Source organism: Streptomyces sp. NPDC087270, assembly GCF_044744625.1.
Lineage (GTDB): Bacteria > Actinomycetota > Actinomycetes > Streptomycetales > Streptomycetaceae > Actinacidiphila.
In genome coordinates this window covers 257467-283294 of record NZ_JBIUYR010000002.1, presented here as the reverse complement: position 1 = coordinate 283294, position 25828 = coordinate 257467, and the positions used below count along the sequence as shown (strand labels likewise).

Annotated in this window: 27 protein-coding genes; 13 read left to right on the top strand and 14 right to left on the bottom strand. The window is 71.0% G+C overall.

The window, feature by feature from the left end; genetic code table 11:
* Positions 1-27: 27 nt before the first annotated feature.
* Entirely contained in the window at positions 28-1305 is a 1278-nt protein-coding gene (locus ACIPAE_RS04740) for an extracellular solute-binding protein (RefSeq protein ID WP_329369546.1), read from the bottom strand.
* 479 nt (positions 1306-1784) lie between these two features.
* Here ACIPAE_RS04740 and ACIPAE_RS04735 point away from each other — a divergent pair, with 479 nt between their 5' ends.
* Positions 1785-2756, top strand: coding sequence for a LacI family DNA-binding transcriptional regulator (locus ACIPAE_RS04735; RefSeq protein ID WP_329369548.1), 972 nt, complete (start codon positions 1785-1787; stop codon positions 2754-2756).
* A 235-nt stretch (positions 2757-2991) separates the two neighbouring features.
* Here the strand turns inward: ACIPAE_RS04735 and ACIPAE_RS04730 are convergent, their stop codons facing one another.
* The 3 genes from ACIPAE_RS04730 to ACIPAE_RS04720 form a co-directional block, all read right to left on the bottom strand.
* Positions 2992-3369, bottom strand: a complete 378-nt coding sequence (locus ACIPAE_RS04730; protein WP_402442900.1) for a hypothetical protein — start codon at positions 3367-3369, stop codon at positions 2992-2994.
* Between the two features lie 122 nt (positions 3370-3491).
* Positions 3492-4742, bottom strand: a complete 1251-nt coding sequence (locus ACIPAE_RS04725; protein ID WP_402442899.1) for a helix-turn-helix domain-containing protein — start codon at positions 4740-4742, stop codon at positions 3492-3494.
* Between the two features lie 286 nt (positions 4743-5028).
* Positions 5029-6213 (bottom strand): helix-turn-helix domain-containing protein, encoded by a 1185-nt coding sequence (locus ACIPAE_RS04720; protein ID WP_402442897.1) that lies wholly within the window; start codon positions 6211-6213, stop codon positions 5029-5031.
* Positions 6214-6884: 671 nt separating this feature from the next.
* Here ACIPAE_RS04720 and ACIPAE_RS04715 point away from each other — a divergent pair.
* Together ACIPAE_RS04715 and ACIPAE_RS04710 are read left to right on the top strand one after the other, a co-directional pair.
* On the top strand, positions 6885-9701 hold the full coding sequence (locus ACIPAE_RS04715) for a glycosyl hydrolase family 95 catalytic domain-containing protein (protein ID WP_402442895.1): 2817 nt from the start codon (positions 6885-6887) through the stop codon (positions 9699-9701).
* A gap of 103 nt (positions 9702-9804) precedes the next feature.
* Positions 9805-11574, top strand: coding sequence for a CocE/NonD family hydrolase (locus tag ACIPAE_RS04710; protein ID WP_402442893.1), 1770 nt, complete (start codon positions 9805-9807; stop codon positions 11572-11574).
* Position 11575: 1 nt separating this feature from the next.
* On the opposite strand, the gene ACIPAE_RS04705 is transcribed toward ACIPAE_RS04710, so the two are convergent.
* Complete coding sequence (locus ACIPAE_RS04705; protein WP_366412822.1) at positions 11576-12193, bottom strand: TetR/AcrR family transcriptional regulator C-terminal domain-containing protein; 618 nt, start codon at positions 12191-12193, stop codon at positions 11576-11578.
* 68 nt (positions 12194-12261) lie between these two features.
* Here ACIPAE_RS04705 and ACIPAE_RS04700 point away from each other — a divergent pair, with 68 nt between their 5' ends.
* Positions 12262-13524 carry a beta-ketoacyl-[acyl-carrier-protein] synthase family protein gene (locus ACIPAE_RS04700; protein WP_402442891.1) on the top strand — a complete coding sequence of 421 codons (1263 nt, stop codon included), beginning with the start codon at positions 12262-12264 and terminating at the stop codon, positions 13522-13524.
* Positions 13525-13962: 438 nt separating this feature from the next.
* On the opposite strand, the gene ACIPAE_RS04695 is transcribed toward ACIPAE_RS04700, so the two are convergent.
* A complete protein-coding gene (locus tag ACIPAE_RS04695) occupies positions 13963-15495 on the bottom strand; it encodes an MFS transporter (protein ID WP_402442889.1) in 1533 nt (510 codons plus the stop codon).
* A 166-nt stretch (positions 15496-15661) separates the two neighbouring features.
* Here ACIPAE_RS04695 and ACIPAE_RS04690 point away from each other — a divergent pair, with 166 nt between their 5' ends.
* Positions 15662-16486, top strand: coding sequence for a helix-turn-helix transcriptional regulator (locus ACIPAE_RS04690; protein WP_402442887.1), 825 nt, complete (start codon positions 15662-15664; stop codon positions 16484-16486).
* 38 nt (positions 16487-16524) lie between these two features.
* On the opposite strand, the gene ACIPAE_RS04685 is transcribed toward ACIPAE_RS04690, so the two are convergent.
* Positions 16525-17367, bottom strand: coding sequence for a helix-turn-helix transcriptional regulator (locus tag ACIPAE_RS04685; RefSeq protein WP_366412826.1), 843 nt, complete (start codon positions 17365-17367; stop codon positions 16525-16527).
* 42 nt (positions 17368-17409) lie between these two features.
* Positions 17410-17643 carry a hypothetical protein gene (locus ACIPAE_RS04680; protein WP_328463924.1) on the bottom strand — a complete coding sequence of 78 codons (234 nt, stop codon included), beginning with the start codon at positions 17641-17643 and terminating at the stop codon, positions 17410-17412.
* 106 nt (positions 17644-17749) lie between these two features.
* Here ACIPAE_RS04680 and ACIPAE_RS04675 point away from each other — a divergent pair, with 106 nt between their 5' ends.
* From ACIPAE_RS04675 to ACIPAE_RS04665, 3 genes are all read left to right on the top strand, one after another.
* Positions 17750-18589 carry a Scr1 family TA system antitoxin-like transcriptional regulator gene (locus ACIPAE_RS04675; protein WP_402442884.1) on the top strand — a complete coding sequence of 280 codons (840 nt, stop codon included), beginning with the start codon at positions 17750-17752 and terminating at the stop codon, positions 18587-18589.
* Positions 18571-18780, top strand: a complete 210-nt coding sequence (locus ACIPAE_RS04670; protein WP_402442882.1) for a DUF397 domain-containing protein — start codon at positions 18571-18573, stop codon at positions 18778-18780. Before ACIPAE_RS04675 ends, ACIPAE_RS04670 begins: the two co-directional genes overlap by 19 nt.
* Before the next feature lie 66 nt (positions 18781-18846).
* Entirely contained in the window at positions 18847-19056 is a 210-nt protein-coding gene (locus ACIPAE_RS04665; RefSeq protein ID WP_402442880.1) for a DUF397 domain-containing protein, read from the top strand.
* 209 nt (positions 19057-19265) lie between these two features.
* Here the strand turns inward: ACIPAE_RS04665 and ACIPAE_RS04660 are convergent, their stop codons facing one another.
* A complete protein-coding gene (locus ACIPAE_RS04660) occupies positions 19266-20216 on the bottom strand; it encodes an aldo/keto reductase (RefSeq protein WP_329369575.1) in 951 nt (316 codons plus the stop codon).
* 72 nt (positions 20217-20288) lie between these two features.
* Positions 20289-20897: an NAD(P)H-binding protein gene (locus tag ACIPAE_RS04655; RefSeq protein ID WP_329369577.1), complete on the bottom strand. Its 609-nt coding sequence runs from the start codon at positions 20895-20897 to the stop codon at positions 20289-20291.
* 87 nt (positions 20898-20984) lie between these two features.
* On the opposite strand from ACIPAE_RS04655, the gene ACIPAE_RS04650 reads away from it, so the two are divergent.
* The 3 genes from ACIPAE_RS04650 to ACIPAE_RS04640 all read left to right on the top strand — a co-directional run bounded on the left by ACIPAE_RS04650 (position 20985) and on the right by ACIPAE_RS04640 (position 22340).
* Entirely contained in the window at positions 20985-21317 is a 333-nt protein-coding gene (locus tag ACIPAE_RS04650) for a winged helix-turn-helix transcriptional regulator (RefSeq protein ID WP_402442877.1), read from the top strand.
* A gap of 83 nt (positions 21318-21400) precedes the next feature.
* Positions 21401-21688, top strand: a complete 288-nt coding sequence (locus tag ACIPAE_RS04645; protein ID WP_328463908.1) for a hypothetical protein — start codon at positions 21401-21403, stop codon at positions 21686-21688.
* Positions 21689-21818: 130 nt separating this feature from the next.
* Positions 21819-22340: a hypothetical protein gene (locus tag ACIPAE_RS04640; protein ID WP_329369582.1), complete on the top strand. Its 522-nt coding sequence runs from the start codon at positions 21819-21821 to the stop codon at positions 22338-22340.
* Between the two features lie 83 nt (positions 22341-22423).
* On the opposite strand, the gene ACIPAE_RS04635 is transcribed toward ACIPAE_RS04640, so the two are convergent.
* A complete protein-coding gene (locus ACIPAE_RS04635; protein ID WP_402442876.1) occupies positions 22424-22951 on the bottom strand; it encodes a GNAT family N-acetyltransferase in 528 nt (175 codons plus the stop codon).
* 48 nt (positions 22952-22999) lie between these two features.
* Here ACIPAE_RS04635 and ACIPAE_RS04630 point away from each other — a divergent pair, with 48 nt between their 5' ends.
* On the top strand, positions 23000-23275 hold the full coding sequence (locus ACIPAE_RS04630) for an Ig-like domain-containing protein (RefSeq protein WP_402442875.1): 276 nt from the start codon (positions 23000-23002) through the stop codon (positions 23273-23275).
* A 17-nt stretch (positions 23276-23292) separates the two neighbouring features.
* Here ACIPAE_RS04630 and ACIPAE_RS04625 read toward each other — a convergent pair whose 3' ends face one another.
* Positions 23293-23487, bottom strand: coding sequence for a hypothetical protein (locus tag ACIPAE_RS04625; protein ID WP_328463900.1), 195 nt, complete (start codon positions 23485-23487; stop codon positions 23293-23295).
* A 114-nt stretch (positions 23488-23601) separates the two neighbouring features.
* On the opposite strand from ACIPAE_RS04625, the gene ACIPAE_RS04620 reads away from it, so the two are divergent.
* Complete coding sequence (locus tag ACIPAE_RS04620; protein ID WP_328463898.1) at positions 23602-23985, top strand: cytidine deaminase; 384 nt, start codon at positions 23602-23604, stop codon at positions 23983-23985.
* A 41-nt stretch (positions 23986-24026) separates the two neighbouring features.
* Here the strand turns inward: ACIPAE_RS04620 and ACIPAE_RS04615 are convergent, their stop codons facing one another.
* Complete coding sequence (locus tag ACIPAE_RS04615; protein WP_328463896.1) at positions 24027-24365, bottom strand: P-II family nitrogen regulator; 339 nt, start codon at positions 24363-24365, stop codon at positions 24027-24029.
* Positions 24362-25675: an ammonium transporter gene (locus ACIPAE_RS04610; protein ID WP_402443303.1), complete on the bottom strand. Its 1314-nt coding sequence runs from the start codon at positions 25673-25675 to the stop codon at positions 24362-24364. Before ACIPAE_RS04610 ends, ACIPAE_RS04615 begins: the two co-directional genes overlap by 4 nt.
* Positions 25676-25828: the final 153 nt, after the last annotated feature.

Genomic DNA, 25828 nt, shown 5'->3' with positions numbered 1-25828 from the left:
CCCTCCCTTCGTAAGCGGTCCGGGTGCTCATTGCGTCGACGTGCTCCACGCCTTGTCGAGCTTGGCCATCTGGCCCTTGACGTCACCGGAGTTGAACAGCGCCTGCGCGGCGGCGTAGAAGTCGTTGTTCCCGGAGCCGGGCAGCGCGTCGTCGTTGGTCGCCCAGCCGATCGAACTCACCTTGGTGTCGGTCCTGGTGACGTAGGCGTAGGAGTCGCTGAACGCCGGGCTGACCGTGACGTGGTAGTCGGCGAGCGTCTTGTTCTTGAGCATCGGGTACGCGCCGTCGCCCTCGATCAGCGCCTTGAGGTTGTCCGGGTCCAGCGACCACGCCTGGGCGAACTTCGTCGCCTGGGCCGGGTCACCGACCTTGGTGGCGATGGCCATCGAGCCGCCGACCGCGAACGGGACCACCACCGAGCCGTCGTCCGTCGGCCACGGGAAGACCCCGATGTCGTTCCACTGGTCCTTCGGGATCGAGCCGAGGTACCAGCTGCCCATCGGGTACATCGCGGCCTTGCCCGCGTTGAAGTTCTTGATCGAGTCGGCGTAACTGACGTTGAGCGCGCCCTGCTCGAAGTAGCCCTTGGTCACCAGCGTGCGCATCTTCGTCGCGGCGGCGACCACGTCGGCGTCGGTGAACTTCACCTTTCCGGCGTACCGCTGCTGAATCCACCGCGGGTTCCTGCCCAGCACGTCCGCGCTGATCGCACCGGTCAGCGGCATCGCCGCGGCGAACGGGTCGTTGCCGCCCAGCTCCATCGGGGTCAGGCCGGCAGACTTGAGCTTCGCGTTGGCGTCGAGGAACTGCTGCCAGGTCGTCGGCACCTGCGCCCCGGCCTTCTTGAACAGCGACTTGTGGTAGAAGACCAGCGGGATGATCTGCGAGTTCGTCGGCGGGATGTAGACCTTGCCCTTGATCGCGTTGCCCTGCGGCAGCAGGAAGTTCTGGTCGACCCAGCTCTGGTCGTACGGCCGCAGCAGCCCCGCCGCGGTGTACTGCGACGGCGTGATCGACTGCAGCAGGTCGGGGAACTGCCCTGACGCCTGGAGCTGCTTGGCGTAGGAGTCGCGGTCCGTGCTCGGCGCCACCACCTGCTTGATCTTCACGCCCGGCACGTCCTTCTGCGCCCTGGCGATGGACTGCTTCCAGAACGTCGGCGTCAGCGAAGGCGAGTTGAACGTCATGTAGGTCAACGTTCCGCCCCCGTTCGCGGAAGAGCCGGAGCCGGAGCCGGAGTCGGAGCACGCGGTGAGGACGAGCACACCGGCCGCCACGAGCGCGGCGGCACTTCGTCTGAGCATGGCCGTACCTTTCGGGAGGGTTGGGTCGGCGTACGGCGCGGCCGCCGCGACGACCGGTGGTCACGGGGGCACGGGGCCACGGACCACGGGTCACGGCAACTGCGGGGTACAGCGGAGGACTTGCCAGGATCGTTGAGTGACGATGTGGGTACTTTGAGTAACGACAGAAGGGCTGCGTGGGGACTGCGGGAGGCCCGCGTCGGTGCCGCGGAGCGCTTCTGGGGCAGGCGGAAACCGGCGAGCACGGACGCGTCCCGGACCGGGGACGCTTCGGCGGTTGCCGCGTCCTGACGGCGAGATAACGTTTTCTCGCCGAGTACACTAGGGTTCCAGGACAGCAAGTCAAGCCCCTCGGTGATCACGGACGGATCTCGGGCCGACCCCGGGGGCGAGTCGTGGGCGATCGAGGAGAGGGAAGCGAAGTGGCTGGTCCTGGTGCCGCCGGAAAGCGCGGATCGTCACGTCCGCGCCGGCCCACGATGATCGATGTGGCCCGTGAAGCGGGTGTGGCGCTGCGTACGGTCTCGCGGGTCGTCAACGGCGACACGACGGTGGGCGGGGCGCTCGCCGAGCGGGTCCGGCAGGCCATCGACCGTCTCGGCTTCCAACCCGACGAGCGGGCCCGCCAGTTGCGCAGTGGCCGCACCGGCACCATCGGCGCGGCGGTACGGCACATCGCCGACGCGCACCCGGTGCTGCGGGCGGTCGACGAGACGGCGCGCGGGGCGGGCCTGACGGTCGTCGCGATGTCCACCGAGGACGACGAGGTGCGCGAGCGCGAGGCCGTGATGTCGATGTGCGGGCGCCGCATGGACGGGATCATCATCGAGCCGATCGCGGACGGTCACCAGTACCTCCAGCCCGAGATCGACTCCGGGTTGGCCGTGGTGGCCTTCGACCGGCCCGCCACCGGAGTCGAGGTCGACACGGTGCTGTCCGACAACCAGGGCGGGATCGAGCTGGCCTTCCGCCACCTCGCCGAGCAGGGCCACCGGCGGATCGGCTACATCGGGGACGACGAGCGGATCTACACCGGGCGGCAGCGCGCCGCCGCGTTCCGGGACTGCCTGCGGGCGGCCGGCGGCCCGCTCGACGGGATGGTGCACCCCGGGCCGATCACCGCCGAGCGGATCTCCGCGGCGCTGGAGCGGCTGCGGAGCGGGCCGGACCCGGCGACGGCCATCGTCACCGGCAACTTCTCCACCTCGGTGGCCGTGATCCGCGCGCTCGGGCCCGACTTCGGCGCCACCGCGCTGGTCGGCTTCGACGACTTCGGCCTCGCGGATCTGCTCAGGCCCGGGTTGACCGTCGTCGCCCAGGGTGACGTGCAGATCGGGCGCACCACGATCGAACTGTTCCAGGCGCGGCTGGCGGACCCGGGGCGCCCGGTGCGGACGGTGACGGTGCCGACCACGCTGATCACCCGCGGGTCGGGGGAGATCCCGCTCTGAGGGTTCTCAACGGTGCGGCGGCGCCGCGGGAGTCCGGTGGGTGCCGGTTGCCACGGCTTTCGGGTGCTTCGGCTTTTGGGCGGCACGGCTTTCGGGTGCTACGGCTTTCGGGTCGGCATCGGCGTGCGGGTTGCAGTCCAGGGTGCAGGAGAAGGCTTCCTCGGCGACGGGTCCCGGGGTCGGGCTGGTGGCGCAGTAGACGGGGACCGAGGTCACGCATCAAAGCCGGACCCGATCAACGGGATACGTCCACCGTCGATCCCACCCGATCGCTACTCCCGGGCAGGCCCAGCAGCGCCCCACGGCTGTCGGCGACCCGCAGCGCGTCCGACAACGCCGTACACAAGTGCGCCACCATGCCTTGGAGTTCACAGTCCCAAGGCGTCGCCTCCGCCAGCGTCCGGCGGACAAAGCCCAGCAGCTCCCGGCCCATCCCGAGCTGCACGGACTCCATCTCGTCGGCCAGCCGCCACAACGCGTCACACGCATCCGACCGGAGATAGCACGCACCGCCGTCCGGCCCCGGCCACGGCAGAAGCCGGGCACCGTTCACCGCGGGCCCGCCCACATCCGCTTTCGCCCCGGGCGGCCACGACTCCATGAACTCGCGCATGTCGGCCTGCCTTCGTCAGGTGGTCCACGCCCCCGGACCGGTCAGACGGTCACGGGGGTCCTCAGGACGAAGACGTTATGGGCTGCTGTCACATGGCAGGGGTACGGATTGTGTCCCCTTGACTACGCTGCCAGCATTCCTATCCGCACGGCGAGTTGGGAGGCGCGCCGACGACGGTCGGGGCTCTTCGATGTGGTCTCCTCCAGCACGATCCGCTTCGCATAGCCGTTGTACTTGATGGTCTCCGGCGCGGACTCGTACGCCTTTTCCAATGTTGCCAGGGCGACGTCCGGCTGACCGTCCAACTGGAATCCTCGCGCCTCTTCGATACGGTGGCGGGCGCGGCGGGGGCGGGAAGGAATGGTCACCGCATCCGCCGCCGCGGCCTGCCGGACGGACTCACCGCCGGCATGGAGTTCAACGGCCACCGTCACGGCGTGCGCCCCCATGATGGCCTGCGAGAACGACGTGACCGGATCGTAGTACTCGCCGGGCAGGCGTTCGGCCATGGCGCGGGCCTGATCCCAGTACCGCCAGGCCGTACCCGTCTCGCTTCTCCGCGCGGCGGTGTATCCGGCCTCGAACGTCAACGCACCGGCGATGGCCAGCACCTCGTCCGGCGCGTCCGGCAGCAGGGGCATCAGATACGCAAGGCTCTCCAGAACCACCGCGTCCGCTGCCTCGAAGTGGGCCGGGCCGGCGTCCCGGTGCGCCTGCCCCGCCAGCCAGGCCGCCAGGCCGATGGCGCGCGGGTCTTCGCTCTCCTGTGCGGCCACCAGACCACGCTCGGCCACCCGCCACAGCAGCGCGGCGTCGGGCTGGTAGGCCACGAAGAACTGGCACAGCGAGTACGTCTCGCTGAGGATCGCCTGGGCCGCCCGCCGATCCTCTGCCCGGTCGGACTGTCGGACCGCCGCCTGCGCGTCCCGGATCAGGTCCGGCAGCAGGGACCCCACCACCTCACGATGGTTGGGCGATCTGTGCCGCGAGGCCCAGGCACGATCGAGCCGGGCTCGCAGGTGGGCAGTCGGCGGCGCCTCATGCTGCGATCCGACCGGGTAGGCATCCACCGCAGCCTTCACAGCGGCCAGTCTCGGATGCCCCGGTCCTGCGAACAACTCGACCGGGGGAGCCTGGTTGCCGGCGAGGTCCGCCAGATTCCGGACCCGCAGGATCTCGGCGATCCGCAGGATCACTTCGAGTTTCGGCGTCTTGAGTCGACCGCTTTCCACTGCCTTGACCCACGAACCGGTGAGACCCAGCAGGCCGCCCAACTGCTCACGGGTGATGCCTCGACTGTTGCGGAGAACCTGGAGCCGCTGGCCGAACGCCAGCGCATCGGTGTACGGGTCTGACGTACCGTCTGAAGGCATCAGTGCCCATCCTCTTGTGGCGACTTCGTCACTTGTCGGAACTGTCAGAGTATGGGTCGGGGCCGTTTCTCGGCACCGCGAGCACCGAACCACGGCACGGTAGGCCCGGTGGGTTGAGCCGGCGCGGTCCGGACCGTAGGGCCGCCTATCGGTTCGGAGCGAGGTCGCCCTTTTGGGAGGGCCGCAGCCCGTTCGAGGCCGCCGACCGCGCGCACAGAGGGGTATTCGGCCGCGCTGCTGGAGCGTTGGCCCCACGGCTGGTCCGAGCCCGGCCAATGATTTACGTTCAGTTTCCCAGCCAGTCACCGAAGTTGGTGAAGGTCTCCGGCATGCGGCGCCGAGCGGACTCCAGCCCGGCGTAGGTCTCCCTCACGATCGGGTGGTACCGCGTTTGCTGCGGAGCCAGCGTCCTCGCCTGTTGCAGGCTCTTGAACGCCCCTTCCGTGTGCCCGCTCCACATTTGGGCCCATGCCACCTCGGCGTGGTGGTGAGCCCGCCGGGACAACGGCCAGTCAGACGGAACGGTCATGGCGGTTGCCGTATGGACGGCCTCCGGATACAGATCCAGTTCGGCGAGGACACTGACCCGGTGTGCGGCGACGTTCGTGGGACCGAACGAGAGCCAGTGGATTCGTTCGGCCGGTCCGGTGCGTTGGGCGATCCGTTCGGCTTCGTCCAGGTGCCCCTCGGCCGCGTCTCTGTCCTTGTCCCTGCCTGAGAGGACGGACGCACCGAGATGAAGCTGCCCGGTCAGGACGTCTCGCGTTCGTCCGGGGGCGGCCTGCGCCAAGGCGGTCATTCCCAGGCCGATCAGTCGTTGACCGGTGCGGAAGTCACTCGCGTGCAGGTGGACCAGCGCTCGCAGGTACTGACGCATACCGCTGATGACCGGATCGGAGGCACGCTGAGCCGCCCACTCCATGCGGTCCAAGGCAACCGTGCACAGGTCGAAGAAGCCCAGCTTCGTCGTGACGTCGTAGGCGGTGCGGTACGTACTGGCCAGCAAGCGCCAATGCCGCTCGCTCGGACTGACGTGCGCCGCCGTCGTAGCCTCGAAGATCAGACTCGGCAGTTCCGCCGCGACCTTCTTGATGTCGGTTGCGCGTACCAGGGCGCACATCTCTTCGGCGTCGGTCTCCATCTCCTCGGGCGCGCGCGGCGAGATGTCCGGGTCCGGGCCCAGGTCGTAGACGTTCAGCGCCTCCCGGATCGGCTCTATCAACCCGTCGAGTTGGTCCTGCCGCAATTCCCCGAGGTACGGCTGCCCCGTCAGTTCGGCGACAGGCACCGACAACGCCCGTGCGAGGGCGCCCAACACGGAGGGGCTCGCCGGCATGACGCCTTGTTCCACCTTCGTCAGCGTGCTGTAGGCGACGCTCGACGCGTCGGAGAGCTCACGCCGCGTCAGTCCTCTGACCTTGCGGGCATGCAAGACGCGCGCCCCGGTGTGCTCTTCCGCATAGGCAGGCATAACGGTCTCCCGTTCGGCGTCGACACCAAAACGGTACCCCCGCGAACGGCCGCCTACGTGCGTGGTACTACGGCGGTGAACTCGTGCCGGGCGATCCCGAGCAGATCCGCCGCTTGTCGGAACTGTCAGAGTATGGGGCGGGGCCGTTTCTCGGCGCCGCGAGCACCGAACCACGGCACGGTAGGCCCGGTGGGTTGAGCCGGGCCGGGCCACCCCGTAGGGCCACCTCGGTGAAGGTCTCCGGCATGCGGCGCCGAGCGGCCCCGCCGCCACGCGCGCCCCCGCCGCCACGCGCGCCCCCGGCGGCGCCCAACCCCCGGCGGCGCCCCACCCCCGCGCGGCACCCCACCCCCACGGTTCCGCTCCCGTCCCCTTTACAACCCGCCCGCCCCGCACCTATAAATGAACCCAGTCATTCAAAGATAACGTTATCTCGGGTCCGCGAGCCGCCTCCCGGGAACGTCTTCGGGTGTGCCGGTCCGCTGCGACGACCGCCGGTGCCCCCGCTCCGAGCCCCCCACCTCCCCGTCCGCACACCGCTGTTCGCCCTTCCCGCGCGTGCCGGAGCGGAGGGCGCCGGCGGCGGGCGGGCCCGCGGGGAGACCGGCGTGAAGAAGCAGAGAGGGAGCAGCCTGATGAGGCTCACATCGCTTGCGAGACGAGCGGGAAGCGTGACCACCGCCGCGGTCGTGATGGGCGCCATGGTGACCACGGTGCTGTCCCGGCCGGCGGTGGCCGATTCGATCACCGCGAACCAGGGCGTGGCCACGGTCGCGCAGTACCAGGGCGTGTGGAACGCGCCACCGAGCCACCTCACCGGCGGCGACACCGTGGACGCGCCGCTGATGGGCAACGGCGACGTCGGGGTCGCGGTCGGCGGCGGCATCGACAACCAGACGTTCTACGTGGGCAAGAACGACTTCTGGTCCTCGACCAGCCACGCCATCAAGCCGCTCGGCCGGATCGTGGTGTCGGCGGGCGGCCTGGCCGGGGCGTCGTACCACGTGGTGCAGGACATCCAGCACGCCGAGGTGCGCGGCACGTACACCCTGGGCGGGCAGAGGCTGGCCACGCGGAGCTGGGTGGACGCCGACACCAACCTGTTCGTCACGTCGTTCACGCTCACCGGCGGCAGCGCGCAGAGCATCGGCGTCACGCTGCAGAACGGTACGGGCGGCACGCCCACCGTCTCCACCAGCGACCACGACCTCGACGCCGACGTGGTCGCCGACACCGGCGGCAGCGGCGACCCGCGCGCCCGGATGGCGATGCGCACCATCGGGCAGAGCCAGTCGGTATCCGGCAGCAAGCTGACCCTGACGATGCAGCCGAACACCACCTCGACGCTGGTCGCGGCGATCGAGAGCAGCAACGACTCCGCCGACTACCAGTCCGCGGCGGACGCGTTGGTCGACAACCTCACCCAGGGCAACGTCGACGACCACAACGCCTCGCACCGCAGCTGGTGGAACTCCTACTGGTCGCGGTCCTTCGTGCAGATCGGCGACAAGGACGTGGAGAAGAGCTGGTACGGCTCGCTCTACCTGCTCGGCAGCGTGTCGCGGAGCGGGAAGTACGCGCCCGGCCTGTGGGGCAACTGGATCACCGGCGACATGAACTGGAACGGCGACTACCACACCAACTACAACTACCAGGCGCCGTTCTACGCCGCCCTGACGACCAATCACATCGCGCAGATGGACGCCTACGACCAGCCGGTGCTGGACTGGATGAGCCGCGGGCAGCAACTCGCCCAGCAGAACGGCTTCCAGGGCGTGCTCTACCCGGTCGGCATCTCCCCGAACGGCACCAGCGCCGACACCAACCTGTACAACCAGAAGTCCGACGCGGTCAACGTCGCCAGTGACATGGTGATGCGCTACGAGCAGACCCGCGACGCGACGTACGCGGCGAAGGTCTACCCGTTCCTGAAGCAGGTCGGCCTGTTCTGGCAGAACTACCTCACCAAGGACTCCTCCGGCACGTACACGATCACCAACGACGCGCCGCAGGAAGGCAACGCCTACCCGCAGACCAACAGCATCCTGTCGCTCGGCCTGGTCCACCTGCTGATGGAGGGCCTGACCGACATGAGCGCCGCGCTCGGCCAGGACGCCGGGACCCGCGCCACCTGGCAGGACATCGACGCGCACCTGGCGCCGCTGCCGACGATGACGCAGAACGGCCAGACCGTCTTCCGGGAGACCTCCACCGGCGCGGGCTGGGTCAACGACGGCAACGACATCGACATCCAGGCCGTCTACCCGGGCGGCCAGGTCGGCCTGGACAGCCCGGCCGGGCTCGTGCAGACCGCGCGCAACACCGTCGACCAGCTCACCGCGGCCTGGCACGGCGGCAACGCGCCCGCCACCTTCTACGCCGCCGCCGCCCGGGTCGGCTACGACCCCGCCACGATCCTGGCCAACCTGCACACCGAGGCCGTGGACAACTCCTACCCCAACCTCGCCGTCCACCACAGCGGCGGCGGCATCGAGAACATCAACGTCACCACCTCCGGCCTGGACGAGATGCTGCTCCAGTCCTTCCAGGGCGACGTCAAGGTCTTCGCGGACTGGCCGGCGAACTCCAACGCGAAGTTCGGCGACCTGATGGCGGCCGGCGGCTTCCTGATCTCCAGCAGCATGGCGGACAACGCGGTGCAGTACGTCCGCGCGGTCAGCCAGAAGGGCGGCGACCTCGTCTTCACCAACCCCTGGCCCGGCAGTCCGGTGCAGGTGTACCGGGGCGGTTCCGACGCGGGCACCGTGTCCGGCACGAAGATCACGCTGAACACGTCGGCGGGCGAGACGATCACCCTGGCCAGGCCCGGCACCTCCTACGCCACCGTGCAGACCGAACTCGCCCAGCCGGTCAAGGCGGGCGGCGGTACCACCAGCACCAGCTTCTCCACCGGCTTCGAGTCCGGCCAGCCGCAGCCCACCTGGACCGACTCCGTCGACACCGCGGGCGGCAACGCCGTGGGCGTCACCGGCATCAACTCCGACTCCACCGGCCCGCAGACGGGCGTCCGCAGCGGGGAGACCTCCCGTACCGGAACGGCCGCGCTGATGTACTCCGGCAGTGCCGCCGGCAGCAGCCCGCACGCCTACCTCAAGGTCTACGACCTCAGTGCCGCACCCCTGGACATCGGCACCGCGAAGACCCTCGGCTACTGGATCTACCCCCAGTCGCACGCCACCACCCCCTGGGTGCCCGCCGGTTCGACCGAGAGCGAGTGCGTCGCCGTCGACCTGGTCTTCACCGACGGCGGCACGCTGCGCGACTCCGGCGCCGTGGACCAGAGCGGCGACCAGATCCATCCCGCCCATCAGTGCGGCCACTTGACCCCCGACACGTGGAACCACGTGACCGTCGACCTCGCGGCGAAGAACTCCGGCAAGCGGATCGCGCGTGTCCTCGTCGGCTACGACCACCCCGGCGGCTCGGGCGGCTACCGCGGCTACATCGACGACCTGTCCATCACCTGACCCGTCAACCGGCTGTCACAGAGCGCACGTTGGCGTTCTGCCCCCGCCGACCGGCCCCCGCCGTCTTGTCCACGGCGGGGGCCCGCACGTGACGAGGAGCCCCGTGACGTCCACCAGCCCCGTGACGTACGACACCGCGTACGCCCCGATGCGCGACGGCACGGTGCTGCGCGCCGATGTGTACCGGCCGCCGTACGGGCACGGGCCCTGGCCGGTCCTGCTCGCCCGCTGCCCCTACGGGCGGCGCGACCCGGGGATACTCGCCCGCCTGGCCCCCGCCACCGCGGCCCGCCGCTGCTGGCTCGTCGTCCTCCAGGACACCCGCGGCCGGTTCGGCTCCGACGGCGCGTGGGAGCCGCTGGCCCACGAGTACGACGACGGCCACGACACCGTCCGGTGGGCCGCCGGGCTCCCCGGCAGCGACGGCCGGGTGGCGATGTACGGGCCCAGCTATCTCGGGCACGCCCAGTGGGCCGCGATCGAAGCGGCGCCTCCCGAACTGGTCGCAGCCATACCGGAGTTCACCTGGTCAGACCCCGCTGACGGGTTGCTCGCGCGCGGGGGCGCCCGCGAACTCGGCCTGCCCGTCCAGTGGACGCTCGGCCTGGGCCACGAGGTCCTGCGCCGCAGGCACGCGGCCGACGCGGTCCGGCGGCGCGCCGCTCTCGCGGAACTCACCTGCGCCGAGGGGGAGTTGCGTGCCGGGCACTGGGACCTCGCGGCGCCGGACGCGCTGGGCCTGCCCGTCCCCGGCCGGGTCGGCGCCCCGCCACCCCGCGCCGTTCCCGCCGACCATACGGCGCTGCCGCCCGTCGCCACGCTCACCGTCGCGGGCTGGTACGACGCGTTCCTCCAGGGCAGCCTCGACAACCACGCCGCCGCCCGTGCCGCGGGCCACCGCGCCGCCCTGATCATCGGCCCCTGGACCCACGACAACCAGTCCGGCCGGGCCGAACCGGCCGCCGCCGGGGACGTCTTCGACTTCGGGCCGCACGCGGACAGCGCGCACATCGGCGGCGGCGGCTCCTTGCTGGAGCGCCAACTGGACTGGCTGGAAACGGTGGTGGAGCGCACGCGGATCGTCGCCGGGGGGTCGCGCGACGCAGCCGAGCCGCGGAACGCGCCGGAACCCGGCGCCGGCCGGGCGCGCGGGACCTCGGCGGACGCCACCGCTCTCGTCTTCGTCACCGGGGCCGGCCGCTGGCGCCGGTTCGCCGCGTGGCCGCCGCCGAGCGACCCGACCGCCTGGTACCTGCACGCGAACGGCGAACTGTCCACGCGGCCTCCTTCGGTGACAGGTACGGCCGGGCCCGGCCGGTCGTTCCGGCACGATCCGGCCGACCCCGTACCCGCCCTCGGCGGCGCGCTGCTGCTGACCGAGCGGCACCCGGCCGGGCCCGCCGACCAGCGGCCGATCGAGGCGCGCCCCGACGTACTCGTCTACGCGAGCGCTCCGTTGACCCGCCCGCTGGAGATCGCCGGGCGGATCAGCGCGGTGCTCACGGTGACCTGCACCGCTCCCACCGCCACCTGGGTGGTGCGGCTGTGCGATGTCGCGCCCGACGGCACTTCGGTCAACCTCGCGGACGGGATCGCCCGCGCGGCCCACCCCGTCGGCCGGCCCGGTCCAGCCGGTCCCGCCGGTTCAGCCGGTCCAGCCGGTCCGCCAGGTCCGATCGAGACCGCCGTGGACGTCGACCTGTGGTCCGCGCACCACCTCTTCCGGCCGGGCCACGCCCTGCGCGTGCACGTCGCCGCGACCAGTCACCCGCGCTGGCAACCCGAGCCGGGTCCCGCCGTACAGACGGTCCTGCCGGGCACCTCCCGCCTGATGCTCCCGTCCGTTCCCGCATGCCCCCCCGCACTCGAATGAGCTAACCGGGACCGGGTTCGTCGTGGATGGTCAGTGCTCCGGCGAGGTCGAGGTCGGCGACGGTGCCATGTGCCCCGGCGCGGACGAGCAGCACCGCACCGAGCGCGGTGCTCCAGAACGTCCTGGCTTCCACGTCGAGCGGTCGACGGGCCCTCCAGCCGCGACTGTCGATGAGCTGGCTCACGAAGCGCTCGGACTGCCGGAACAGCAACTGGAGGTGCTGGTCGACCACGGGGGCGAGTTCGGGCTTGGAGATCCCGGCGGCGAGTGCCCGCGTGACCGACGGGAGCGAGGGCATGGCCAGCACGGCGCGGGCGATGTTGCGGCGGAACGTCACGGCGTCGGGGGCTTGGCGACCGATGCGCTCGATCCGTCGGGCGTCGTGCAGCAAGCCGAGGAAGGCGGCGTGCACGAGGAGCGAGTCCTTGGAGCCGAAGTAGTAGGTGACCTGGTTGGGGAAGACGCCTGCCGCGTTCGCGATCTCCGCGACGCTCACCTCGGTGCCGGGCCGTTCCCTGCACAGCCGTGCGGTCGCCTCGATCAGCCGGTGCCTCGTCGCGCGACCGCGGTCACGCGACCGGGCCGACGTTGATCGAGCTTCGGTTCGCTTCTTCTCCACATCGAAATTGTATGTGATACAACAAGGGCGGTGTTGACTTGTATCGCATACAAGAAAGGTTGAGGGGCATGCACGGGACTGAAGTCGTCGTGACCGGGCTCGGCGCGATCACCCCACTCGGGGCAGACGTGGCGTCCACCTGGGACGCCCTGCTCGCCGGTGAGTCCGGTATCCGCGGCGGCGTCCTGCGCGGCTACGACGACGCGGACCTTCCCGACACCGCCGCGGGGACGATGGCGATCGACCCCGCCAAGTTGCTGCCGCCGGTGCGGGCCAGGCGGCTCGACCGCTCGCAGCAGGCGGCGCTGGCCGCGGCGGCCGAAGCCTGGGCCGACGCCGGTGCCCCAGCGGCGGACCCGGACCGGCTCGCGTCGGCGATCGGCACGGGCATCGGGGGCGTACGGACGCTGCTGAAGGAAGACGACGTACTGAGGGCCGCCGGGACGCGGCGCGTCTCGCCACGCACGGTCCCGATGCTCATGCCCAACGCGGCGGCGGCGCTGATCAGTATCGAATACGGTGCACGGGCAGGTGCCTACACGCCCGTCTCGGCGTGCTCCTCCGGTGCCGAGGCGATCGCCCTGGGGGCCAGGCTCATCCGTGCCGGCGAGGCGGACGTGGTGATCGCGGGCGGGACCGAGGCCGCGATCACACCGATCACCGTGGCCGGCTTCGCCCAGGCACAGGCACTGTCACGGCATACCCTCGAACCCGCGTCCGCGTCCCGGCCGTTCGCCGCGGACCGCAGCGGATTCGTGCTCAGCGAAGGCGCCGCTGTCCTGGTGCTCGAAAGCGCCGCGCATGCCGGCGCCCGGGGCGCGCGCGTCCACGCGGTGCTCGCCGGCGCCGGCATCGCCGCCGACGCCCACCACATCACGGCGCCCGCCGCCGACGGCTCCGGTCAGATCTCGGCCATGCGGAAGGCCCTGGCGCAAGCCGGTCTGGCTCCCGAGCGGATCAGCCACATCAACGCCCATGCCACCGGGACTCCGGTCGGCGACCTTGCCGAGGCGCACGCGATCGGGGAGGTCTTCGGCCGCGCCACCGTGACGGCCCCCAAGGCGGCGCTCGGTCATCTCTTCGGCGCAGCCGGCGCGATCGAAGCGCTCATCGCCGTCCTCAGTGTCGAGCAGGGCGTCATCCCGCCGACCCGCAACCTCACCGCGGCCGGCGTCGGTCCCGACATCGATCTCGATGTCGTCGCGGAGCGACGAGACGTCCCCCAGGAGGCCGTGCTCAGCAACTCCTTCGGCTTCGGCGGGCAGAATGTCTCGCTCGTCGTCACCGGCGCACGGCGCCATGCGTCCGGTACGGCCCCGACGACACCATGACCCACGCGAACGCACCGCTGTCCGTGGAGGGCCGCCGCCGATTGTCCGGGCGAAGCCCGACACGGCGTCGTCGGTGGGCCGACCGTTGACGGCCGGCCCACCGATCCCGGAGGTCGGCCGCAGGCGTCCCGCCCCGTCGCCCGGTGAAGCGGCTCGGCCGCGACGCTGCCGAGCAGCTTCACCGGGCCGGCCGCCCCCCTCACCGCCTCACCGCCTCACCGCCCACGGCCTGGTCCTGGAGATGCCCGCCGGGCCCCTGTCCGGCGCCTACGACCACGACCCGATCAGGGGCGGCCGGCCGCCGGTCGTCACCGTCGACATGCTCCACACCGTGGTGCGGCGCCCTCCAGGCGGCGGGTCCGTCGAGCAGATCCCGCCCGGCCTGGCCATCCCCACCGGCGAGCACGCGGGACGGGACCCCTCGGTGGCCGGCGTCATCTACCGGGCACTCGCCGAGCGCGCCAAGCGGGGCAGGCCGGCGGCTACGAGGAGGGCGGCTGCGGCGAGGACGGCCGCGTCGACGCCGAGCGCCAGGTGGAGGCCGGAGAGGAAGTGCGGGCGGGCGGCGGCGAGGGCGGAGAGCAGCGGGATGCCGATGGTCATGCCGACCTGCTGCGAGCTGGTCACCAGGCCGGTGGCCAGGCCCTGTTCGTGGTCGGGCAGGCCCGAGGTCGCGGTGATGCCGTAGGAGACGACGACCAGCAGGTGGCCCACGCAGGCGAGGGAGACCGCGGCCAACGCCAGCCAGGTGCCGGCGGAGCCGGGGCCGAGCAGCAGGAGCGGGAGCGTGAGCAGCGCCTGCACGGCCAGCCCGGTCAGCACGGTGGCGCGGGCGCCGATCCGGCCGATGACGCGGGCCGCGGTCATCCCGGTGACGGCCGCGAACACGCCCTGGACGCCGAAGACCAGGCCGGTGCGGAACGCCGACAGCCCGCGGACCTCCTGGAGGTAGAGGGTGAGCAGGAAGACCACCGAGCTCATCATCGAGAACGTGGCCAGCCCGGCCAGGTTGCCGAAGGCGACGCTGCGGCGGCGCAGCATCGCCAGCGAGACCATCGGCTCCGCGGCCCGCGACTCGACCAGCGCGAACGCGCCCAGCAGCAGCGGCCCGAGCACCAGGGTGACGATCACGTCGGCGCCGCCGAAGCCGTGTTGCGCCGCGGTGGACAGCGCGTAGATCAGCGCGAGCAGCCCGCCGGTGACGGTCACCGCGCCCGGCACGTCGATCCGCGGCCGGCCCGGGTGCCGGGACTCGGTGAGCAGGCCCGGCGCGGCGGCCAGCACCAGCACCGCGACGCCCGCGAGCAGCCCCATCGTGGAGCGCCAGCCGAACGCGTCGGTGAGGGTGCCGCCCAGCACCACGCCGATGGTGAAGCCCAGCGACAGCAGGGTGCCGCTGATCCCCAACGCCCTTTCCCGCTGCGGTCCTTCGGGGAAGGTGGTGGTCAGCAGGGACATCCCGGTCGGCACGACCATCGCCGCGCCGAGCCCCTGGAGCGCGCGTGCGGCCAGGAACGCCGCCGGGTTCCACGCCAGCGTGGCCAGCAGCGACGCGACCGCGAACAGCGCGAGCCCGGTCAGGAAGAGCCGGCGCCGCCCGTAGAGGTCCGCGATCCGGCCGAAGAGCAGCAGGAAGCCGCCCGACGGCAGCGCGAACGCGGTCACCGCCCACTGGAGGTTGGCCCGGCTCATGCCCAGGTCGGCGCCGAGGACGGGCAGGGCCACGTTGAGGATGGAGAAGTCGAGCGCGACCATGAACTGGGCCGCGCACAGCACGAAGAGGATCAACTTGGCGCGTGCGCCGAGCTGTTGGCCGGGTGCTGTGGGGGTGGTCGTGGCCGCGGTGGCCGTGGTCGTGGCGCCCGCGCCGGTCGCCGGAGTCGCGCCGGTCCTGGCGGTCGGTGCCGAGGGTGCCGCGGGCGTCGCGGGTGTCGCCGGTGTCGCCGGTGTCGTGGTGGAGTCGGTTGGCATACGGCCACCCTCGGCCGGTCCGGCCGGCTGTGGGGAGCCGCGGTTTATGCTGGTGGTCGTACCACCAGCCGGGCCGACGGCCGAGGGGGAGCCAGTGGCGGGGACGACAGCGACGAGAAGCACGGCGCCGGGTCGGCGGCGGCGCGAGGAGCTGCGGGAGTTCCTGATGACCCGGCGTGCCCGGGTCTCGCCCGTGGAGGCGGGTCTGCCGGAGGGCGGCCCGCGGCGGCGTACGCCGGGGCTGCGGCGCGAGGAGGTCGCGGTACTCGCCGGGGTCGGCGCGTCCTGGTACCAATGGCTGGAGCAGGGCCGCGACATCACCGTATCCCCGCAGGTGCTGGACGCCGTCTCCCGGGTGCTGCGGCTCAACGGCCCCGAACGGCGCCACCTTTACGTGCTCGCCGGGCTCAACCCGCCGCTGCCGGAGCCCGCTTCGGAGATCGACGTCTGCGCGGGCCTGTACCGGCTGCTCGACGGCTGGATGCCCTACCCGGCGCACATCATGGACGCCTACTGGAACATCGTGGCCTTCAACGAGGCCGCCGGGCAGGCGTTCGGCTTCACCGCCGAGGACACCAACTGCCTGGTCTCCTTCTTCACCAACCCCAGCTACCGCGGCATGGTCGAGGACGCCGACTCGGTGGCCCCCACCGTGGTGGCGCAGTACCGCGCAGCCGCCTCGGAGTTCCCCGACGACGAGGGCTTCCCCCGGATCGTCGCCGAAGTCTCCGCGCGCAGCCCCGAGTTCGCGAAGCTGTGGGCGCGCGGGGACATCGAACCGAGCGGGCAACTGGAGAAGCGGCTCGCCCATCCGCTGGTCGGCGCGATGTACTTCGAGAGCACCCAACTGCGGCTGCCGATCCGGGCGGACCTGATCGTCGTGATGCACAGCCCGCTCGACGCCGACACCAAGTCGAAGCTGGCGTGGCTGGCCACGCCCGAGGGCCGGCGCGGCTCGCTCACCCCGGTGCGGGACGAGCGGGCGAGCTGAACTCCCCTTCCGCGGAAGCGGATCGGCCTGCGGCAAGGCTACGGAAGGGCCTCGTCCCGGGCCCCGTGCAGGACCGCCAGCGAGTCCGCGGGGGTCAGCGCCGCGTCCCGCAGCAGGTCGAAGGCGAGCCGCAACGCCTCGACGTCCTCGGGCTCGTCGATGAGGTGCCCGCTCCAACTGCTCTGCGTGTAGGCGAGAGTGCGGCCGTCCTGGAAGACGATGAGTTCCAGGGAGCTGCGGATGTGGTGCGGTCCGGTCCCGAACGGCACGACCTGTAGCGACACATCGGGTTGCTGCGCCGCCGTGATCAGGCGCTCCATCTGCCCCGTCCACGTCTGCGGATCACGCGCCTTGCGCCGCAGCACCGACTCGTCGATCAGGGCGCGGTAGTGCACCGGGTTCGGACCCGCGAGCCGCTCCTGCCGGCCCAGCCGCGCCGCGACCTGCCCGGCCAGCTTCTCGATGCTGTGCGGGCGTGCGGTGCGGAGTTGTTCCTCGGCGTACGCGCGGGTCTGGAGCAGATACGGCACCGCGCTCACGGCGTACTCCTGGATGCTCACGGCGTCCGCCTCCAACGGGGCCAGTCCCAGGAAGGGCCTGTCCTTCGCCTCCCGCTTGGCCAGGTGCCACAGCTTCACCAGCAGCGTCCCGGTCCCGTACACCTTGTCCAGCGCCGTGGCCGACTCCAGCGTGCCGAGGCGCTGCCCCCGCTCCAGCCGGTGCAGGTAGGACTGCTCGTACATGCACAGCGCCGCGAGTTCCATCAGCGTCAGCCCCGCCTGCCGCCGCCGGTAGGCCAGCTCGCTCGCGTACACCTCCCGCGCGGACAGCCACTCCCAGTCGATGACGTCCTCGTTCCCGTTGCTGCTCCCGCCGTCCATACGGCTCTCCTCTCTCTACGGTGTCCTGCCGGTGGTGGTGCCCTACGCCTCGCGTCGCACGGTGGACCTGCCGGGCCTTCGGGCGAGCGGCCTGATGTTCGCGGGCGCCGTCGTCCACTCGATGCCGCCGCCCTCGGGCCGCAGGAAGAGGAGGCCGCCTTCGGTCCCCATGTAGACGCCGTTGCGCTGACGTGGCCCGTCATCCCAGACCAGCTCGCCGAGTTGAGGCGTGTGCACGGCTCCCACCGGCTTCGGCCGAGGCTCTCTCCGGAGCATGCCCCGCTCCTCTCTGTAGTGGAACCACTACCGGGAGGCGTTACTTTCCCCTAGGGTCGGGAATCGTTCAACCTGACTGCCGCGTAAGTACAATTGAAGGTGCGTCATGAATCGGAAGGAACTCGACCCGGCGAAGTCCCCGCGGCACGCGTTCGGGTCGCAACTGCGCAGCTCACGGGAAGCTCTGGGACTCACGCAAGATCAATGTGGGGATCGGATGGGGTACTCCGGCACGTACATCTCGGCTGTGGAAGTCGGGCGTAAATCTCCCACACTGAAGTTCGCCAAGGCTGCCGACAGGGCGCTGGGCACCGGCCAGACACTTGAACTGATGTGGTGGGGGATCAAGCGGTCTGCCCTGCCGGGATTCCTGGAGCACGCTGCCCATGAGGCCAGAGCGGCGGAGATTCGTGTCTTTGAGCCGAGCATCATCCCAGGACTACTTCAGACCCCGGAGTATGCGGCGGCGCATGCCACGGCAGGCGTCAAGCGCGGCGTGATCACCCAGGAGCAAGCCGAAGAGCGATTGACGTTCCTGGCGGCTCGGCAGCGCCTGCACTCACGCGCGGTGCCCCCCTTGGTGTACGTCGTCATCGATGAGAGCGGGATACGCCGGGCAACTGGTGGTGCTGAGGTCATGGCGGGACAACTGGACCACCTGATGCGCATGGCTGAGGTCCCACACGTGGTTCTTCAGGTGGTCCCTTTTGCTCTTGCCGAACCGGTGCCCTTCAGCGGCCTCGTAACGCTGCTGACCCTGCCCGACCGTTCAGTTGAGGGCTACACCGAGTCGGCGGAGCGGGGTTTCGTGGTCCGGGATACTGAGGCGGTCGCCAGTTGGGAGAGGGCCTACGATCGGTTGCAGGTAGAGGCGCTTTCCACGGCCGCGTCTCTCGCTCTGATCCGCAATGCCCGAGAGGACACGAGATGCCCGATCGAGACCTGACCAGTGCTGCCTGGTACAAGTCGAGTTACAGCCAGAACGGTGGGACCTGCGTAGAGGTGGCCGCTGGGCTCCTCGGGATCGTCCCCGTTCGTGACAGCAAGGACCCGCAGGGGCCTGCCCTGGTCTTCCCGGCCGATGCGTTCGCGTCATTTGTGGCCGGTGTGAAGTCGGGCGAGTTCGGCACCGTCTGATCGTGGGGTAGCCATCCTCTGTGCCGTCCATCCGGGCGGCGCAGGGTCACCCCCCGAGAGGGCACCGTGATGACCGAGTCCCCGTGTTGGTTCAAGTCCTCATACAGCAACAACGGCGGTAACTGCGTTGAGGTTGCGGCGAACCTTGCCGTCTCGCGTGGTGTGGTCCCCGTGCGTGATTCCAAGGACCCGCAGGGGCCTGCCCTGGTCTTCCCGGCCGATGCGTTCGCTTCGTTCGTGGCGGGCGTCAAGTCCGGTGAGTTCGGCTCCGTTTGATCCCGTCGCACCCCTGAGCTGTGGATCACCGTCCGCCGCGTTGGACCGGCGGCCAAGGTGACGGGCACCGAGCCCGGTGAACTCGACCTCCACCGCAGGGTTCTCATCGTCCGCGCGATCGACGTCCTGCGGTGAGGGCGCCGCGGAACGGCGGGGTGCCGCCAGGGCCTCAGTGGCGCTGGGGGCACCGACGCCGCACAGGTCCGTCCTCAGGCGGATGCGGCGTCCAGGGCGTGGAGTTCGGCGTCGGAGAGGCGGAGGTCCTTGAGGGCGACGAGGGCCGGCACCTGGTCCACCGTTCGCGCGGAGGCGATCGGCGCGGCCACGGTGGGCTGTTGGGCCAGCCAGGCGAGGGCGACGGTGGCCAGTTGGGCGTCGTGCGCCGCCGCGACCTCTTCCATGGCGGCGAGGACCGTGTTGCCGCGCTCGCTGTCGGCGTAGCCACCTGCCAGTCCGGGCATGTTGCGTACGCTGTCCACCGTGTGGCCGGGCCGGTACTTCCCGGTCAGGAAGCCGGAGGCGAGGGCGAAGTAGGGGACGCAGGCCAACCCGTCCCGCTGGGCGATGTCCCGGCGCTCGCCCTCGTAGGTGTCGCGGGAGACGAGGTTGTACTGGGGCTGGAGAACCGTGAAGGCCGCCAGGTTCTCGCGGTGGGCGAACCGAAGCATGGCGTCGAGACGTGCCGGGCCGACGTTGGACGCCCCGAGGGCGCGTACCTTTCCGGCACGCACCAGTTCGTCGAGCGTGGTGACGATGTCCTCGACCGGCACCGACTCGTCGTCGAAGTGCACGTAGTACAGGTCGATCCGGTCGGTGCCCAGACGCCGCAGGGAGTCCTCGGCGGCGGCCTTGACGTTGGCGGGCTTCAGGCCCTTGCGCTCCGGACTGTCACCGACCTTCGTGGCGATGACGACGCCGTCGCGGTTGCCGCGGGCGGAGACCCACTCGCCGATGATGCTCTCGGACTGGCCGGCCTGGTTCCCGGGGAAGTGGTACATGTACGAGTCCGCGGTGTCGATGAAGTTGCCGCCCGCGGCAGCGTAGGCATCGAGCACGGCGAACGACTGCTCCCGGTCGGCCGTCCAGCCGAACACGTTTCCGCCCAGACACAGCGGGGCGACGGACAGCCCCGACCCACCCAAGTTCTTGTGATCAGACATGACTTCATTCAACACCCGTCGCGCATGTTCTCGATCGAGGGGCGACCGCGTCCGCGGTGACCGCGCCGTCGGTCAGTTGCTGATCGCCGGGGCGGCGCGCAGATAGGTCTCGTCGGTCACTTGGCCGAGCAGGAAGGCGGCCATGTCGGCGCGGCTGAGGGAGAGGCCCACCACCCCTTGGCCGTAGTGCCCGACCTTGATGTCCCCGGTGGCCGGCTGGTCGTTGAGCTTGGCCACGCGGACCAGTGTCCAGTCCAGGTCGCTGGCGCGTACCGCCTCCGCCGCGGAGCGCACCTCGGCCCAGGGCCGGGGCGCCACGGTCCTGACGAACCTGACGAGTGCCGTGACCTTGAGGTCGGGCCGATCGGCCGGGTCCGCAACGCTGCAGGTGGACACGGCCACGAGGCGCTTGACGCCCGCGGTGTCCATGGCGGCGATGATCCTGCGGGTCGCGGTGCTCTCGGAGCCGACCCCCTCGATGACGGCGTCGGCGGTGCGGACCGCTTCCAGGATCGCCTCGTCGTCGTCGAGTTGTCCGGGGGCTACGGAGAGGTTGGCGTGCGTGATGCGGAGCTTGCCGGGGGTGCGGGCATAGGCCGTGACCGTGTGCCCCTCGTCGAGGGCCCGCCGCACCAGTAACTGGCCCATCCGGCCGGTCGCGCCGAAGATCGTGATCTTCATGGTGGGATGCACCCTCCTGAGGGAACCCGAAACCACTAAAGATTATTTACCGGTGAGCGTAGCACGACGGCTAAAATGGGCGGCATCATGAATCAGGCGGACGACCTCCAGACGGCGCGTTGCATGCAGGTCCTGTCGGTGATCGGCGACCTGTGGACACTGGCGATCGTGATGACGCTCCAGGAGTCGGGGATGCGCTTCAACGAACTTCGACGGGCCATCCCGAAGATCAATGCGGTCACCCTGACCAACCGCCTGCGGAAACTCGAAGATGCCGGCATCGTCAGCCGGGTCGAGGAGTCGAGGAGCAAACAGTCGACCGTCTACGACCTCACTCCGTTCGGCCACAAGCTCCAGCCGATCGTCGACGCGGTCCGTGCCGTCGCCCTGGACCTGGAGCGTTCCGGGGAGGCCCCCTGAAAGCTCCAGGTCCGGGGCGACGGCCCCGCGTCCCCGTCCCGCCGGCAGCCCGCGTGCGGCGGCTCGCGTGAGAGCATCCGTCCGTGAGCGGCGACCTGGAAGTCAGTGCCCTGGCGATCAACGTCACGATCCCGCAGGCGCTGCGCTGGACGGACACCCGACGCGGGGAAGCGTTCACGCTGACCACGCTCAACGTCCGGCTCCTGCCGGACGGCCACCTCGCCGTGAAGGCGTACGGCCGACCGGTCGGCGGCGGCCGGGGCGCGTACGTCTCGTTCCCCGTCCCCGATCGGCCCGAACTGGCGGCCCTGGTCGCCGACGCCGCGACCCGGGCGGGGGAGTTGTGGGCCGCGCATCGCGGGCTCGGCTGAACTCGGCCCGAGGAGACGTCATTTCGGGAACTCGGTGCCGGCTCCACGTCGACCGGCGCGCCCCGCGGGGTGCGGGTTCGGCCGCGAATTCCCTGGTGCGGTGGTCACGGGATGCCGCAAGGTGGCCCGCATGGACTGGTTGCCACTGCTCTCCACCCTGGCCGGCGCCGCGATCGGCATCGTCACCACCCTCGTCGCGGATCGGAGCCGGTGGAAGCGCGAGGACGACAAGGAAGCCCGTCGGCTGCGGCTCGACATATACACGCAGTACACCACCACCGTGAAAGTACTCGGTGAGACGCTGCGGGCCCTGGCCCGGCGCGAGCACCCGTCCGACGACGAGCGGGCACGCGCGCTGCGCGAGGCCTTTCGGGAGTCAGGCATCGCCATCGCGTCCGAACGGATGTGGCTCATCGCGCCCCAACCCGTCGTCAAGGCGTCCAACAGCGTGTTCCACTGCCTGCGACGCATCTGCGAGGGCTACGTCGACGGCACCGCTGTCAGCAGCCCGGAGGACCGCGCCCGCTGGGAGGCACGCGGCAAGGCGGCCGCCAGAATGCGCATGCTCATGCGCGAGGACCTCGGCGTCGGCCCGCTCGCCGAGCGCCACAGCACCGTACCCAGCGACGATGACGACCTCGCCGCCCCGTGAGCGGTCATCCGACGGCACGGCCGATCGCCGAGGCTGGTGCCGTGCCGGGCGCCGCGAACCGGTGAACCTTTCCGGTCACGACGCTAGCCGCCGAGAACCCGCTCCCACAGCAGGCTGTCGCGCCAGTCGCCGTCGAGGAGGATCGAGGAGTGCGCGACGCCGTACGGGCTGAACCCGTTGCGGCGCAGCACCCGTTGGGAGGGCAGGTTCTCCAGATGGGTGGACGCCTCGGCGCGGTGCAAGCCGAGTTCGTCCGTCATCACCCGCAGGACGAGTTCGACGGCGCGCCCGGCGTGCCCTCGGTTCTGGGCGGTCGAGGCGATCCAGTACCCGACGGAGCCGCGGCGCAGGTGCGGCTGCGGCAGGATGCCTCCGACGGTGACCTGCCCGATCACCTGGTCGTCGGCGAGCACCACGCCCGGCCAGACCGTGCCGGCCCGGTGCCCGGCCAGCAACTTCTCGATCCGCTCCGCCTGGCCGTCCGCCGTCAGGAAGCGGGCCGGCTGCGCCGGTTCCCACGGCCGGAACTCCTCGACGTCCCGCACCCGGTGCGCGGCGATCGCGTCGGCGTCGGCGGGCTCGATCAGACGAACCCGGGTGCTGCTGTCCATCGGCTGATCCTCGTCACGGCCCGTCGGCTGGCCCGCCCACCCTATGAGGTGACCGTCACCCGTGACGACCTGGCTCTGAACGCCGACCGCGTCACCGGCCCCTCCGCAACGGTCACGTACGCCAGCTCGGACCCCTCCGTCGCCACGGTCGACAGCCAGGGCGTGATCACGGGGGTCGGGGCCGGGACGTCCGTTGTCACCGCCCGCGCCACGATCGACGGCAAGCAGGTCCGCTCCAACCCGGTGACGGTCTCGGTGGCGGCCCCATCGAACCCGTCGAACCCGTCGAACCCGTCGAACCCGTCGAACCGCCGGGCGGGGTGAGCGACGGGGCGGGATCGTCAGAAGCCGATGTGGCCGATCATGCCGAGCATGTTCGCGCTGGCCGAGTGGATCGACGTGGCCAGGCTGGTGTCGGCGAGGTAGAAGCCGAAGGCGCCGCAGGCCAGTGCGTGGGTCACCTTGAGTTCGGCCTTGCGGCTCAGGAAGAACGTGGCCGCGGCGAGTGCGATGACGAGGGGGAGGTGCAGCAGCATCGTCGGATCACCCCAATCTCCTCATAAGAGGGCATTGCTCATGTATGAGGTTAGGCGGGGGTCGCTAGGTGCGCATCTGCGGATACGGAGGGTGACATCTCCGCGGGGCGTCCTATGATCACGCGTATGACCGAGCCGCAGACGCAGCCGCCCGCAGCCCCCGAGAACCCCGAGGACCGCAAGCTCCTCACGCTCGCCCGCTCCGCGCGGGCCCGCAACGCCGTGCCGGAGGGCGCCGCCGTCCGCGACGAGACCGGCCGTACGTACGTGGCCGGCACCGTGGACCTGCCGTCGCTGCGGCTGACCGCCGTGCAGACCGCGGTCGCGATGGCGGTGGCCAGCGGCGCGACGTCGCTGGAGGCCGCCGCCGTGGTCACCGCGGCCGAGGAGCCCGCCGACGCCGACCGCGCGGCCGTCCGCGACCTGGGCGGCCCGGACACGCCGCTGCTGCTGGCCGGCCCGGACGGCACCGTGCGGCGCACCGTCACCGCGGGCTGAGAAACGGACGACCGTACGGACCTCGCCCGGTCGCCCGTTCCCTACAGGGCGTCCGGGCCGCGCTCCCCGGTCCGCACCCGCACCGCCGTCTCCACCTGCACCGCCCACACCTTGCCGTCGCCGATCTTCCCGGTCCTGGCCGCCGCCACCAGCGCGTCGATCACCAGGTCCGCGTCGGCGTCCTCCACCAGCACCTCTATCCGCGCCTTCGGCACCAGGTCCACCCGGTACTCCGCGCCGCGGTACACCTCGGTGTGCCCGCGCTGCCGCCCGTAACCGCTCGCCTCGGTGACGGTCAGGCCCTGCACGCCCAGCTCCTGCAGCGCCGTCTTCACGTCATCCAGCTTGTACGGCTTGATGACGGCGGTGACCAGCTTCATGCCAGTGGGCTCCTGTCCTTCGCGGCCGGACCGAAGTGCCCGGCGCCCGCCGGGAACGGTGCCCCGCCCGCCATGCCGTGGGTGAGTACGCCGTGATCGTAGGCGGTCTCCGCGTGCACGGTCAGGTCCAGGCCGGTCCGTTCCTCCTCCTCGCTGGCCCGGAAGCCGATCAGCCGCTCGATCGCCCGCCCGAGGCCGTACGTGACCGCGAACGCGTACGCCCCGACCGCGGCCACCGCGACCGCCTGCCGGCCGAGCTGGCCGAGGCCGCCGCCGTAGAGCAGGCCGCGCGGACCGCCGGTCATGGAGGAGGTGGCGAGCAGGCCGATCAGCAGCGTGCCGACGATCCCGCCCATCAGGTGCACGCCCACCACGTCCAGCGAATCGTCCACGCCCCAGCGGAACTTCCAGCTCACCGCGTACGAGCAGAGCACGCCCGCGGCCAGGCCCACCACGACCGCGCCGATCAGGTCCACGCTGCCGCAGGCCGGGGTGATCGCGACCAGGCCCGCGACCGAACCCGACGCGGCGCCCAGCGTGGTGGCGTGGCCGTCCCTGCGCTTCTCCACCATCAGCCAGCCCAGCAGCCCGGCGCAGCCCGCCGCCTGGGTGTTGAGGAACGCCGAGCCGGCCATGCCGTTGGCGCCCAGCGCGGAACCCGCGTTGAAGCCGAACCAGCCGAACCACAGCAGCCCGGCCCCCAGGACGACCAGCGGCAGGTTGTGCGGGCGCATCGCGTCCTTGCGGAAGCCCAGCCGCGGCCCGAGCACCAGCGCCAGCGCGAGCCCGGAGGCGCCGGAGCAGACCTCGACCACGGTGCCGCCGGCGAAGTCCAGCGCGTGCAGCTTGCTCACCACCCAGCCGCCGGTGCCGAACACCCAGTGCGCGACGGGGACGTATACGGCCAGCGTCCACACCAGGACGAAGACCACCCACGCGCCGAACCGGGCCCGGTCCGCGACCGCGCCGCTGATCAGCGCGGCCGTGATGATCGCGAAGGAGAGCTCGAACGCGGCGAAGAGCGGCGTCGGCACGTGCCCGGTGACGCTGGTCGGGCCGACGCCGTGCATGCCGAGGTGGCTGAGGTCGCCGATCAGACCGAGCCCGCCCGCGTCCGGGCCGAACGCCAGCGTGTAGCCGGCCACCAGCCACATCAGCGTGACCAGCGCGATCGACACGAAGCTCATCATCAGCATGTTCAGCACGCTCTTGCTGCGGACCATCCCGCCGTAGAAGAGCGCGAGGCCCGGTGTCATCAGCAGCACCAGCGCGGTCGCGGCCAGCAGCCACGCGGTGTCGCCGGCGTTGATCGCCGCGTGGTGCGCGGCGGCGGCGGGGGCGGCGAGTGACGAGGCGGGCGGGAGGGCGTGGCCGGTGGGCAGGAGCAGCACGGAGGGGTCCCTTCGGTCGCTGATCTAGCACGAGCGTCGGGCGTGCGCGTTACCGGACGTGGGCGTACGTGT